Raw genomic sequence first — 12,314 nt, forward strand, 5'->3', positions numbered from 1 at the left:
CAGGCTTCATTTTGCAAAGCGCTAATTAACGCTCTTGCCGCCGAATTTCAAAAGCGCACTGCCCCAGGTAAAGCCGCCGCCGAACGCATCAAGCAATATGAGCGAGCCATTTTTGAGCCTGCCGCTTTCGTAAGCGTCATTTATCGCCATCGGGATCGACGCTGAGCTTGTGTTGCCGTATTTGCCGATCGTAAGCACGCACTGCTCGTCGCTAAACTCCAGTCTCGCCTTGACCGCCTCGATAATGCGTAAATTTGCCTGGTGCGGGATAAAAAGATCGACCTGCTCGGGCGAAATTTTATTTTTCTCCAAAATCTCTACGACGTCGTTGCTGAGCGTCGGCACCGCGATTTTAAAGACCTCGCGCCCCGCCATCTGCATAAAGCCCAGCTTTTCGTCGATGATCTTCCTGCTAAGCGGATTGACGCTGCCAGGAGCCGGGGTAATGAGAAGATCGCCCTTACTGCCGTCGCTGGCGGTATGAATGTCGATGATTTCATTATCGTCGCGCGCCGCGATAACTGCAGCACCTGCGCCGTCGCCGAAGAGTATGCACGTAGCGCGGTCGCTCCAATCGACTATTGAGCTGAGTTTTTCCGTGCCGATTATCAGCACGTGTTTTTTGGCGCCGCTCTCGATGAGGGATTTTGCAAGCTCTAAAAGATAAATGAAGCCCGTACAGGCGGCATTTATATCAAATGCCGTAATACCGAAATTTAAGCCCAGTTTATCCGCGATGACGCACGCAGTCGAGGGCATGCAGAAATAATCGGGCGAGATCGTGGCGCAGATTATCGCATCGATCTCATTTTTTTGCAAGCCGCTACGCTCGATCGCAAGCGCTGCGGCCTTCATACCCAAATCGCTAGTGGTCTCGCCCTTTGCGATGCGGCGCTCGCGAATTCCCGTACGCTTTACAATCCACTCGTCGTCGGTTTCGACCATTTTTTCAAGATCGAAATTGGTTAGAATTTGACTCGGTACATATGCTGCGATCGAGATCATCGAGGCTTTTTTCATTTTTGCTCGTTTGAAGAAATTTCGCTTTCTATCGCGGAGTTGATTTTGGAGTCTGCAAATTTAAGCGCTTGAAAGATCGCGTTTTTAACGGCTTTCGGAGTGCTTTTGCCGTGGCTTATAATGACGCATTCTTTGACGCCTAAAAGCGGCGCGCCGCCGTATTCGTCGTAGTCAGTGCTTTTTTTGATTATTTTAAAAACGCGCTTCATCAAGAGGGAGCCCGCAATAGCGATAGGGGATTTTTTCGTCTCGTTTTTGATGAGCTTGCCTATGGTGCTTGCGACGCCTTCGCTGGATTTTAGCATAATGTTGCCGATGAATCCGTCGCATACGACCACATCTACCGAGCCGTCAAAAATTTGATTGCCTTCGACGTTGCCGATAAAATTTTTCATATTCTTAAGCATCTGAAAGGTTTCTTTCGTTACCTCGTTGCCTTTACTATCCTCCTCGCCGTTGGATAGTAAACCTATGCGAGGCGCGCGCAATCCCATTATCTCTTTGGCGTATGCTTCGCCCATAATCGCGAATTGAAACAAATTCTCGGGCTTACAATCCACATAAGCGCCTACATCCAGCACGAGCGTGCGTCCGCCTATGGAATTTGGCATCAGCGTAGCGATTGCGGGGCGCAAAATGCCCTTTAGTCTGCCTATGCGAAGCGTAGCAAGACTCATCGTAGCGCCGCTGTGTCCTGCGGATACCACGGCTTTGCAAGTGCCGCTTTTTACCAGATCGACCGCCTTAAAGATGCTGCTTTCTTTGCGCTTAAGCGCGTCCGTAGCACCCTCTTTCATCTCAAAGACTTCGCTTGCAGCTACGTAAGTGATATACTTCTCAAACCCATAACCTTGCGGGATAAAAGGCTTAATGCTAGCTTCATCGCCTACCAAAAATGCATTAAATTTACGCTCTCGCAGCGCATCTACGACTCCGTTTATTATCGGCTCGCAGCCGAAATCACCGCCCATCGCGTCTATAGCAACGGAAATCATCGGATTAATATTCGCCCGTAGTTTTGTTTATTCTATGCGGAATTTTCCAGCTTCCGTCTTTATCTTTGACGGGAATCGGAAGGGTCACTTTGTAGTGAGTGCGTCTTTTCGCCGCACGAGTTTTACTAACTCTTCGCTTTGGAACTGCCATTTTTTCTCCTTTATAAATTTAATTCTTGCATTCTTCGCAATAAAAATAGTCGCTTTTAAAAGCTTCCGTTTCGCTTCTTAAAATTTCATCCACATCAACTTCGGCGCCGAAAAACTCCATAACGTCCAAGCTCTCGTGTCTTTCGTCGTTAAAAACACCTTCGCTTAAAAGCAAATTTACGCTCTCGCTCACATCAAGATCAAATTCTTTGCCGCAGCGATCGCAAATGTATGGAATTTTACCCTTAATTTCGCCTCTGCACTCGATAAACTTAGAGTCTTTTCGTTTTAAATTTCCGCTAAACTTAAGTCCGTCTCGGAAAATTTCAAACGGCACGGGCGCGGCGGAAATTTTAGCAAAAGCGATTTTCACGCGACACTCTTAGCAAATTTCTCTTTTCGCAAAGAAAAATGCGATTTCAGTTTTTGCGTTTTCTAGGCTATCACTGCCGTGAACGGCGTTAGCGTCGATGCTGTCCGCAAAGTCCGCTCTGATAGTGCCTTTATCCGCTTTTTTCGGATCGGTAGCGCCCATTAGAGCGCGATTTTTAGCTACCGCATCATCGCCTTCAAGCACCATTACGACCACCGGGCCGCTAGTCATAAACTCAATCAGATCCTTATAAAAAGGGCGGTCTTTGTGAATTTCATAAAATTTACCTGCATCTTCGGCGCTTAGGCATAATTTTTTAGCCGCCGCGATTCTTAGTCCGTGGCTTTCAAAACGATCGATAATTTTGCCGATAACGCCCTTTTTAACGGCATCAGGCTTAATAATAGAAAGCGTTTGCTGCATATAATCTCCTTAAAGTGAAAGGCGGATTGTATCGAAAAATAGGTTAAAATTTATTTAAGGATTGAATGAATTAAAATTCCGCGCATTTGATCGCGGAATTTTATCTGCTAAGCAAATACCGGGGTATCTCCGCTGCGTAGATCCGCACCTATGGAATCTCTGCTAGGTTGGCCAGCTACGATATCGCTCCAGACGATACAACCGTCGGTCGGACAGGCGCTAGCGCAAGCCGGCTCGTCGTTATAGCCCACGCACTCGACGCATTTATCCGCGTATACGTAGTAGCTATCCTCGCCGCTTGGGTTATCGCTATCGTCCACGATCGCATTTACCGGGCACTCGTCAATGCATGAGCCACAGCTTATGCAAATATCGGTAATTTTTACAGCCATTATTTCTCCTTTATCAAAAAATGCGGAGTAATGATAACATACTAAATTTAAAAAATGATAAAATTTAATATTATCGAACAAATAAATTTTATTATATAGAAATTTTCATCAAATTTCAGCAAATATAAAGTTTTAAAATGTATAATCGCCATCATAAATTTTATTAACAAGGAGAAATAACATGGTAGTAACCAATAAAGCCGTTGATTTTACGGCAAGCGCTGTTTTAGGCAGCAACGAGATAGTCGAGGATTTCAACCTCTATAAAAATATCGGCGAAAAAGGCGCGGTAGTATTCTTTTATCCAAAAGACTTTACCTTCGTCTGCCCAAGCGAGATCATTGCATTCGATCACAGATATCAAGATTTCAAATCTAAAGGCATCGAAGTTATCGGCGTTAGCTGCGATAGCGAGTTTACCCACCTTGCGTGGAAAAACACTCCGGTAAACGCAGGCGGTATCGGCAAAGTGCAGTTCCCGCTAGTTTCGGATATCACAAAAGATATCGCGCGCAGCTTCGATGTGCTGTTCGGCAACGCCGTAGCGCTTCGCGGCAGCTTCCTACTTGACAAAGACGGCACCGTCCGCCACGCAGTCATCAACGACCTACCGCTCGGCCGCAATATCGACGAGATGCTAAGAATGGTCGATACGATGCTATTTACAAACGAGCACGGCGAGGTCTGCCCTGCAGGCTGGCAAAAAGGCGATGCAGGCATGAAAGCAAGCCCTAAAGGCGTCGCAGAGTATCTAGATAAAAACGCGAATAATCTATAAATCTCGCATTAGTTTCATTTCAAAAAAATCCTGAAATTCCGCCGCCAAATTTAAAAGGTGGCGGAATTTTTAAAATTTCCAAATTTACTAAATTTTAAAATTCCATCCGCCATCGCCTCTTTAAATTTCAAAATTTAAATCCTAAAATTTATCGCTAAATTTAAACGATAAAATTTAGCAAGCAAATTATAATTTAAACTACCTTTGGGTAGAATTCCGAGCTTTAATATCAAGGAGAATTATGAAAAAATTTATACTCTTTATCTCGGCAGCTCTTTGCTTCCTAAGCTCCGCTAACGCCGCTCTAGATCCCGCCGCTCCGCTTAAATTTGACGAAAACGTCGTGCGCGGCGAGCTGGCAAACGGCGTGAAATTTTATATCCTCAAAAATGACGTACCGAAAAAAAGCGCGCTTTTTTACCTCGACGTAGCTGCGGGCAGCGTAGATGAAAATGACGACGAGCAGGGTCTTGCGCACTTCGTCGAGCACATGGCGTTCAACGGCAGCGAGCACTTCGATAAAAACGAGCTAGTTCATACCTTGCAGCGCCTGGGAGTAAAATTCGGCGCCGATCTAAACGCGCAAACGGGCTTTGAAAACACCACCTACAATATCCAAGCCCAGGTTAATGACGAGACGCTAAAGGACGTATTTTTGGTGCTGCAAGATTACGCGGGCGGCGTTAAATTTGACGAAAACGAGACGCAAAAGGAAAAGGGCGTCATCCTAGAGGAAGCCAAAAAAGACTTCGAGAGGCGCTTTTACGAAAAGCGCGCCGCTTATCTGTATCCCGATTCTATCTTTGCAAGGCGCTTTCCGATCGGCAAAAACGAGATAATCTCGGGCGCTACGAGCGAGCAGCTGAAAAAATTCTACGCGCGCAACTACCTTCCAAGCTCCATTAGCGTGATCGTCGTGGGCGACGTGGACGTGGATAAGATAAAGGCGCTGATAGAGGGGCATTTCGGCTCTCTTAAGCCGAAAGGCGAGCGCATACCGCGCGATCTACACCTGCGTCCCTTTAAAGCGGGCTTTTCAAACATCTACGAAACCGAGCTTGGCACCAACGTCGCTAGCGTGCTCTACGCGGGCGAATACGAGCCGCTTTCCACCGTGGGCACGTTTAAAAACGCTTGGCTGCAAGTCTATGTCGCAAGCCTGATGAGTCTAGGCTACGACGCGATGAACGTAAACTCCAAAACGCCGCTTAAAGCCTATTTCGGCTCGGACGATCTGTTTAAAAGCCGCAGACTCTACAGTCTAAGCGCCAATATCTTCGACTTCGATACCAACGCGACGCTTAGCAGCCTTTTTAGCGCGATCAAAGGGGTTCGCGAGCACGGATTTTCCGCCGAGGATTTTGAAAGCGTAAAGGAGAGGCTTAAAAATAGTGTCGAAGCGGACCTGCTCAAAAACGACACGCAGGGCTCGCAAGTAGACGCGATCCTAGACTACGTGCAAAACGGAAATTTCAAGCTCAGCAAAAAGGACGAGCACGATCTAAGTCTTAAAATTTTAGACGAGATTACGCTTAAGGACGTGAATGAATTTTTCTTGCGGATCACGGACGGCGCGCACTTTACCGAGCTTATTTCTACTAAAAATTTGGGTCTTAGCGAGGCCGATGTAAACAAACTCTACGCAGACGCCGTGCCGTTTGATTTTAGCGGCGCGTCGCTCGGCAAAAAGGAACTTGCGGGCGCAAATTTAAACCCTGCGAAATTTAGCGCGAAAAAGGGCGGCAGCGGCACTGAAATTTTAGAATTTTCTAACGGCGCGAAGGTGATTTTAAAGCCACTTAAAAGCGAAAAAAATCGAGTCAAAATAGTAGCGGTTAGGCGCGGAGGCTACGCAAATCTCGGCAGGGCAAGGGGCGAAATTTTAACCTCGCTGTTAAACTCCGGCACGATCGGCAGCCTCAACGAATATGAAGCCAAGCGCCTGACAGCGAAGTTCGATTATGCGCTTAAATTTAGAATGGACGATTCCACCAGCGGTTTTAGAGGGAGCAGCGCGAGCAAGGATCTGCAGGCTATGGCGCGCGAGCTATACGCGAGATTTAGCGAGCCGCTAATCCACGAGTCCGCGTTTGTGAAATACCAAACCGACGCACTCTCGGCGATCGCGCTGCGCGACGAGACGGCGCAGTTTAAATTTAGCGAGCAAATTTTAAAATCGCTCTACGTGGAAGGGCTTTCTCAAAAGCTGCCCCTAAGCGCCAGCGACGTAAAAAACGCAAATTTAAGCGAGTTTCAAAAGGATGCAGATGAAATTCTATCGGGTGCGGGGGATTTCATCTTCATACTTAGCGGCGATTTTGATCCGAAAGCCGCGAAAGAAATTTTGGCAAAATACGTGGGAAATTTAAAGCCTTCCAAAGGGAGCGCCGCGCCGAAAATCCCTGCGCTTAAAACCGCAAACGGCACGCTTGAGCAAAACTACGGCGATAGCGATAAAAGCGAAGTGCAGATGATCTTTTTAAACTACGAACTCGGGAATTTCGACTTTGCAAACACATATAAATTTCAAGCTCTAAGAAGCGTAGTCGATACGCGCATCGTCGAGCAGATTAGAGAGGCGCGCGGGCAAATTTACTCGGCTCTGGTAAGAAGCTCGTACGTGCAGTTCCCACATATCGCTGCGAGCCTGAACGTCTCCTTTTCGTGCGAGCCGAAAAATACAGCCGCGGTCGTCGCGGAGGTGCGCGAAATTTTAAAACAGATCGAAAATTCGGGCGCAAAAGATAACGAACTGCAAAATTTCAAAAAAGCGCAAATTTTATCGACCAAAAGAGCTGCGCAGACGAATGATTTTTGGCTTGGCAACATCGCCGCAAACGCGCTTTACGGCTATCCGCTCTATGACGAAAAAAGCTACGCGGCAAGCATAAATGCGGTAAAAAGCGCAGACGTGCAGGAAGCTGCAAGGATACTTCGCGAGCATCTATTTACGGCAATCTTAAATCCAAAGGAGCATTGATGTTTGCTTCGTTTTTTAAAAGCAAAAAATGGGCATTTTGGGCATATTCCGGAATATTTTTTCTAATTGCGATCAATTGGTATCAAACTACTTTAAATGTGCGAATAAACGAATGGTATCGCGCGTTTTACGATCTGTGCCAAAACGTAGATCGCCATACGCTAGGTGATTTCTACGCGCAGATGAAGATTTTTTTATGGATAGCGATGCCCTACGTAGTCTCTGCAATTTCGGAGCGATACGCAGCGCGGGTTTGGGCATTTAAATGGCGAGAAGCGATGACGTTTTCCTATTTTTCATACTGGAAAAAGGTAAGCAAGGATATCGAAGGAAGCTCGCAACGTATCCAAGAGGATATCTTTCGTTTCTCAAAAACTATCGAAGAGATGGGTACGAGAGTGCTTTCGGCGGCTATGACGCTGTTTGCGTTCATACCGGTGCTGTGGGAACTTAGTAGCAATGTCCCTTTTGAATTTCTAAAAAAAATCCCCGGCTCGCTCGTCTGGATCGCGCTTTTAGTTAGCATTGGTGGATTAATAATTTCTTGGCTAGTGGGTTGGTATCTGCCGAGACTGGAATACAATAACCAAAAGGTCGAGGCGGCGTTTAGAAAAGAGCTTGTTTTTGCAGAAGAGGATAAGATAAATTACGCGGATGAGGAAAAAATTCTTTCGCTATTCGATAAGATCAAATATAACTATTTCAAACTATACCTGCACTACTGCTATTTTGATATGTGGTTCAACTCATTCTCGCAGTTCCTAATGATCGTACCTTACTTAATAATGGGTCCTGGATTATTTACCAAGGTAATTACGCTTGGGGTTATGGTTCAAGTCAGCAACGCCTTTAATCAAGTGCGCGGAAGTTTTAGTATTTTTATGAATAACTGGACGACGATCACGGAGCTGCGCTCAATCCATATGCGACTTAAAGAGTTTGAAAAAAATATCGACTACAAGGGCTAGATAAAATTTCGCCCGCACCTTGCGGCCCTAGATTTCGCTTTCTAAATTTAAAGCGAAATTCCGGGACGTAAACTTTTAAAATTTCTACGCTTTTACTGCTCTCTTTTTTCTTGATAAGTAATGTTTAGCTTTATAAATTTATAGCTCGCGATTAGCAAGATTATCCAAATCGCGATGAAAACTAAAGATTTGACCATTTTTAATCCTTAAAATTTTTTATAAATGCGGCGCGCAAAAAGCGCCGCCGATATGAAATTTAACCAAGCGCAAAAGCACGCAGTGCCACGCACGCGAGCAGCCTCGCCGCCACACGACTCGCAAAAGCCGCGCATGAGAGCGGGCGCGCCTAATAATGCTCGTTTGAAAACCCCTCTTTATCGAGCTTCTTAGCGTCCATCAACCACCAAACGTAGCTTATATAACCCAGCACGAAAGGCACTAGAAACGATACGTAAAACATCGTCTTAAGCGTATAGAGGCTCGAGCTTGCGTTGCTTATCGAAAGCGAGCTTTGCAGGTCGAAATTTGACGGATAAAACGCCGTGTTGTTTAGACCCAGGATCAAGAATACGCTCGTTACCGCGCATACGACGCCCACGCCGTAGAAAAATACTCCGCGCACGCTGCTTGTAAATGCGCCTTTGAATATCCCCACTAGCACCAGCACTACGCCTAGCAGTAGCAAGATTAGCGCAGCAGGTAGGCTTAGGTAGTTATGCAGATACTTAAAACTCTCGAGACTTACGACTCCGCCCGCGCCGACTGCGTAGCCCTGCTTTAGCAAGACCCACGCCAAAAACGCGATGAAAAATACCAAAAAAGCGCTAGCGTTAAATTTAAGCGAAGCTTTGAGCTTAGCGATCATTTCGGGCTCGGCGATATTATTCATCAAGTATAAGCTCGCTCCCGTCCTAGCGCAGAAAAATAGCGCGGCTCCCAAGATGTAATTAAACGGATTTACTAGCGCCTCAAGCCCGCGAGCGGGGTTTTTCCACTGCACGAAATTATTATCGCCCAGCGCAAACTCGCTGCCGCTAAAAAGCGTCGAGACGATGATGCCAAGCAGGATCGTACCCAGCGAGCCGTTTATGAAAAGAAAAATTTCATAAGTTTTAGCGCCCAAGAAATTATCGGGCTTTTTTCTGTATTCGTAAGCGACGGCTTGGATTATAAAGCAAAAAAGCAGAGCCATCCACGCCCAATACGCACCGCCGAAGCTGGTCGCATAAAATAGCGGAAACGCCGCAAAGCACGCCCCGCCGAACATAACGAGCGTAGTAAACGTAAGCTCCCATTTCTTGCCGATGGAATTTATTATAAAATCCTTCTCGGTCTCATTTTTCGCCAGCGTAAAAAGCAGCGTCTGACCGCCCTGCACGAAGAGCATAAAAACCAAAATTCCGCCCAGAAGCGAAACCACGCACCACCAATAAATTTGAAAAATTTCGTGCATCTTAAAATCCTATCTTTATCTGTTTTAGCATGATCTTTATCTCGGCTATGAATAAAACCGTAAATAAAACCGCAAAGAGCGCGAACGAGATCATTATGTTCGTTCCCGCTAGGCTCGTAGCCGCGACACCCACCGGCATAAGATCTTGTATCGCCCACGGCTGGCGCCCTACTTCGGCCACGATCCAGCCCGCCTCGCACGCGACGTATCCCAGAGGAATGCTAAAGACGCAAAGCCATAGAATTTTTTTGTATTCGGCGAGATTCTTTCGCATCGCCAAAAATAGCGTCACGAAAAATAGCAAGATAAAATAGCTTCCCAAAGCCACCATCACGTGGAAGCTGTAAAAGGTAAGCGCCACGGGAGGGACGATCTGCTTCGCGTCGTCAAAGTAGCCGTAGCCTAAATTTTGCATATTTTGGTTGCCGAATAAAATTTCGCGCGCTTGCTGCATCGCCGCGGTGTCATTCGCGTCTTTGGCGGCCTTGTAATCCTTTAGCGCTTGCAGGGCGATTTTGCCTTTTTCGATCTTTTTATCAGCACCTTCGATGCCGAATTTTTCGTTTCCAAATACCAAATCATCAATGCCCGGAGTGAAATTATCAAGCCCTCTCGTAGCCATCAGCCCCAGCGCGTAAGGCGCCTTGATCTCAAATAAAAACGGCTCCTTATCGTCTCCGGGAAGTTTGCTCGGATTTAAAACTCCCGCCGCGACGATGCCTGCATTTACTTCGCCCTTATACAGACCCTCCATCGCCGCAAGCTTCATCGGCTGCTTTTGCGCGACCTGATAGGCGCTCTCGTCGCCGCTAAATAGCACGAAAAGCGAGCTTAGCATACCGAAGCTTGCCGCTACGATGAAGCTTTTTTTAGCAAGCGCGAAGTCTTTGTTTTTTAGCATATAAAACGCCGAAATTCCGAGCACGAAAAGCGCCGCGGTAATGTAGCCGCCGCCTACGGTATGTAAAAATTTAGCCACTCCGAAGTGAGATAGCGCGATATCTAAAAAATTACTCATCTCGTTGCGCATCGTATCGGGATTAAAACTCGTGCCTACCGGGTTTTGCATCCAGGCGTTCGCGATTAGGATCCAATATGCGCTTAAATTTGATCCGATCGCCACGAGCCAGGTAGAGAGAAGGTGAAATTTTTTACTTACGCGGTCCCAGCCGAAGAACATTACGGCAAAGAAGGTAGCCTCCAAGAAAAACGCCAGCAAGCCCTCGATCGCAAGCGGAGCACCGAAGATATCGCCCACGAACCAGCTGTAATTCGCCCAGTTGGTGCCGAACTCAAACTCCATTATAATGCCGGTCGCGACGCCGATGGCGAAATTTATACCGAAAAGGCGCAGCCAAAATTTAGTGATCTTGAGCCACTCCTGTTTGCCGGTCGCGACATATAGGCTCTCCATAAACGCTACAATAAAGCTAAGCCCCAGCGTTAGGGGCACGAAAAGAAAGTGATAAAGCGCCGTGAGCGCAAACTGCGCCCTCGACCAATCCACGCTAGCAAGCTCTTGCATTCCTACTCCTTAGTCAAATTTTTATAGATGAAATCGATTTTTTCTTGATCGGTTTTAAATTTAGAATCTAAATTTTCGTCGAAAATGAAAAATTTAAGTAGCACAAAAATTATAAATAGCTTGATCAAAATCACCGCCCATAGCGTTTTGCCAAGCTTCATCGAAGCAAATCCGTGCGCGTAAAATTTTAAAATTTTGCCGAAAAACATCAAATTTTAACCTTTAGCAATTATTAGTTTATATTTTTTATTATATAGTAATTAATTAAAATCTAACTTTAAATTTTAAAAATTTCGCGCTGATTTTATCCTATTTCGAAAAAAATTCCAAACTCTGCCGCGACGCGCCGTAGCGCGCGTTTTCAAAAAAGTCGAGCGACCTCGTCGCTTTTTAGATTAAAATTTTGCTTCGTTCCAGACAGCGTGAAAGATAAAGCTAGCGGCGTCGTATCGTTTAACGCAGCGAATTTAAAGCAAGATAAAATTTTATCGTTTGAGCGATATAAAATTTAGCGCCGCATCCGGCTCTAAATTTAGCGAAGATTTGCGGCGTAACTCATAAGCTTAATTATCTCTTGGAGATCAAATTTGCCGCCGAAAAAGAGATTGAAAGCAAGCGCGCCTTGATTTATAAGCATCTCTTTGCCGTCCTTTGCGGGCAGATTTTTTGCGCGCGCGGCTTGTAAAAACGGAGTCTGTTTGCCGTAGATCGCATCAAAGGCGAATTTTGCGCGGGATAAAATTTCATCTATTACCCCCTCGGGCGCTGGTAGCGCGTCATCTTTGAGACCTGCGCCGGTGGCATTGACGATCAGATCGTAATCTTTAAATTTGAAATTTTCATAGGTAAAAAATTCCTCGCAGCCGAAGTCAAAATCCTTTGCACTGCGGTTTAGAATGTCGAATTTCACTCCGTTTTTGCTTAGCGCGTAGCCGATTGCCCGCGTCGTGCCGCCCGCACCTAAAATAAGCGCATTGCGAATCTCGCCAAAGCCCAAGATTGCGCAGAAAAAGCCTTGCGCGTCGGTATTAAAACCGTGCAGCGCGCTGCCTTTTAGCACCAGCGTATTTACCGAGCCGATCTTCTGCGCCGCCTCGCTTAGGACGTCGCATGCTTTAAATGCGTCGAGCTTAAAAGGCACGGTCACGTTCGCGCCTGCAAGCCCCAGAGCTTCAAATTTAGCTCGCAGCTCCTCTCCGCGCTGCAGCAAAACCCGCCCGTAGTAGGCGTCCAGCTCCAAAAATTTTATAGCGTAAT

The 12,314-nt window shown here is 46.3% G+C and carries 13 protein-coding genes; 3 read left to right on the top strand and 10 right to left on the bottom strand.

Annotated elements, in window-relative coordinates; translation table 11 throughout:
• Positions 1-21: 21 nt before the first annotated feature.
• The 6 genes from Q0438_RS01635 to Q0438_RS01660 form a co-directional block, all read right to left on the bottom strand.
• Positions 22-1,020 (bottom strand): beta-ketoacyl-ACP synthase III, encoded by a 999-nt coding sequence (locus Q0438_RS01635; RefSeq protein ID WP_299186583.1) that lies wholly within the window; start codon positions 1,018-1,020, stop codon positions 22-24.
• Entirely contained in the window at positions 1,017-2,015 is a 999-nt protein-coding gene (gene plsX, locus Q0438_RS01640) for a phosphate acyltransferase PlsX (RefSeq protein WP_299186585.1), read from the bottom strand. The genes Q0438_RS01635 and plsX overlap by 4 nt, the downstream gene beginning before the upstream one ends.
• Before the next feature lie 4 nt (positions 2,016-2,019).
• A complete protein-coding gene (gene rpmF, locus Q0438_RS01645) occupies positions 2,020-2,166 on the bottom strand; it encodes a 50S ribosomal protein L32 (protein WP_005871250.1) in 147 nt (48 codons plus the stop codon).
• An 18-nt stretch (positions 2,167-2,184) separates the two neighbouring features.
• Entirely contained in the window at positions 2,185-2,538 is a 354-nt protein-coding gene (locus Q0438_RS01650; protein WP_299186587.1) for a hypothetical protein, read from the bottom strand.
• 9 nt (positions 2,539-2,547) lie between these two features.
• On the bottom strand, positions 2,548-2,961 hold the full coding sequence (gene ndk, locus Q0438_RS01655) for a nucleoside-diphosphate kinase (RefSeq protein WP_177388469.1): 414 nt from the start codon (positions 2,959-2,961) through the stop codon (positions 2,548-2,550).
• A 107-nt stretch (positions 2,962-3,068) separates the two neighbouring features.
• Positions 3,069-3,353, bottom strand: coding sequence for a DUF362 domain-containing protein (locus Q0438_RS01660; RefSeq protein ID WP_005871245.1), 285 nt, complete (start codon positions 3,351-3,353; stop codon positions 3,069-3,071).
• A gap of 181 nt (positions 3,354-3,534) precedes the next feature.
• Here Q0438_RS01660 and Q0438_RS01665 point away from each other — a divergent pair, with 181 nt between their 5' ends.
• The 3 genes from Q0438_RS01665 (at position 3,535) to Q0438_RS01675 (ending at position 8,079) form a co-directional block, all read left to right on the top strand.
• Positions 3,535-4,131 carry a peroxiredoxin gene (locus tag Q0438_RS01665; RefSeq protein WP_299186589.1) on the top strand — a complete coding sequence of 199 codons (597 nt, stop codon included), beginning with the start codon at positions 3,535-3,537 and terminating at the stop codon, positions 4,129-4,131.
• A 241-nt stretch (positions 4,132-4,372) separates the two neighbouring features.
• Complete coding sequence (locus Q0438_RS01670) at positions 4,373-7,111, top strand: pitrilysin family protein (RefSeq protein ID WP_299186592.1); 2,739 nt, start codon at positions 4,373-4,375, stop codon at positions 7,109-7,111.
• Positions 7,111-8,079 (top strand): putative transporter, encoded by a 969-nt coding sequence (locus Q0438_RS01675; protein WP_299186594.1) that lies wholly within the window; start codon positions 7,111-7,113, stop codon positions 8,077-8,079. Before Q0438_RS01670 ends, Q0438_RS01675 begins: the two co-directional genes overlap by 1 nt.
• Positions 8,080-8,425: 346 nt before the next feature.
• On the opposite strand, the gene Q0438_RS01680 is transcribed toward Q0438_RS01675, so the two are convergent.
• The 4 genes from Q0438_RS01680 to Q0438_RS01695 form a co-directional block, all read right to left on the bottom strand.
• Entirely contained in the window at positions 8,426-9,532 is a 1,107-nt protein-coding gene (locus Q0438_RS01680) for a cytochrome d ubiquinol oxidase subunit II (protein ID WP_299186597.1), read from the bottom strand.
• Position 9,533: 1 nt separating this feature from the next.
• Positions 9,534-11,057, bottom strand: coding sequence for a cytochrome ubiquinol oxidase subunit I (locus Q0438_RS01685; RefSeq protein ID WP_299186599.1), 1,524 nt, complete (start codon positions 11,055-11,057; stop codon positions 9,534-9,536).
• A 2-nt stretch (positions 11,058-11,059) separates the two neighbouring features.
• The gene (locus Q0438_RS01690; protein ID WP_005871229.1) at positions 11,060-11,266 is read right to left on the bottom strand and encodes a DUF4492 domain-containing protein; all 207 of its coding nucleotides are present in this window, start codon (positions 11,264-11,266) and stop codon (positions 11,060-11,062) included.
• Positions 11,267-11,589: 323 nt separating this feature from the next.
• On the bottom strand, positions 11,590-12,314 hold a 725-nt coding region (locus Q0438_RS01695; RefSeq protein ID WP_299186601.1), incomplete at its 5' end, for a shikimate dehydrogenase.

The organism is uncultured Campylobacter sp. (assembly GCF_938030785.1).
In the GTDB taxonomy this organism is placed as follows: Bacteria; Campylobacterota; Campylobacteria; order Campylobacterales; family Campylobacteraceae; genus Campylobacter_B.

Coding starts and splice junctions, on each gene's coding strand:
- Q0438_RS01635 (WP_299186583.1), bottom strand. CDS start 1,020: ATGAAAAAAGCCTCGATGATCTCGATCGCAGCATATGTACCGAGTCAA.
- plsX (WP_299186585.1), bottom strand. CDS start 2,015: ATGATTTCCGTTGCTATAGACGCGATGGGCGGTGATTTCGGCTGCGAG.
- rpmF (WP_005871250.1), bottom strand. CDS start 2,166: ATGGCAGTTCCAAAGCGAAGAGTTAGTAAAACTCGTGCGGCGAAAAGA.
- ndk (WP_177388469.1), bottom strand. CDS start 2,961: ATGCAGCAAACGCTTTCTATTATTAAGCCTGATGCCGTTAAAAAGGGC.
- Q0438_RS01660 (WP_005871245.1), bottom strand. CDS start 3,353: ATGGCTGTAAAAATTACCGATATTTGCATAAGCTGTGGCTCATGCATT.
- Q0438_RS01665 (WP_299186589.1), top strand. CDS start 3,535: ATGGTAGTAACCAATAAAGCCGTTGATTTTACGGCAAGCGCTGTTTTA.
- Q0438_RS01670 (WP_299186592.1), top strand. CDS start 4,373: ATGAAAAAATTTATACTCTTTATCTCGGCAGCTCTTTGCTTCCTAAGC.
- Q0438_RS01675 (WP_299186594.1), top strand. CDS start 7,111: ATGTTTGCTTCGTTTTTTAAAAGCAAAAAATGGGCATTTTGGGCATAT.
- Q0438_RS01680 (WP_299186597.1), bottom strand. CDS start 9,532: ATGCACGAAATTTTTCAAATTTATTGGTGGTGCGTGGTTTCGCTTCTG.
- Q0438_RS01685 (WP_299186599.1), bottom strand. CDS start 11,057: ATGCAAGAGCTTGCTAGCGTGGATTGGTCGAGGGCGCAGTTTGCGCTC.
- Q0438_RS01690 (WP_005871229.1), bottom strand. CDS start 11,266: ATGTTTTTCGGCAAAATTTTAAAATTTTACGCGCACGGATTTGCTTCG.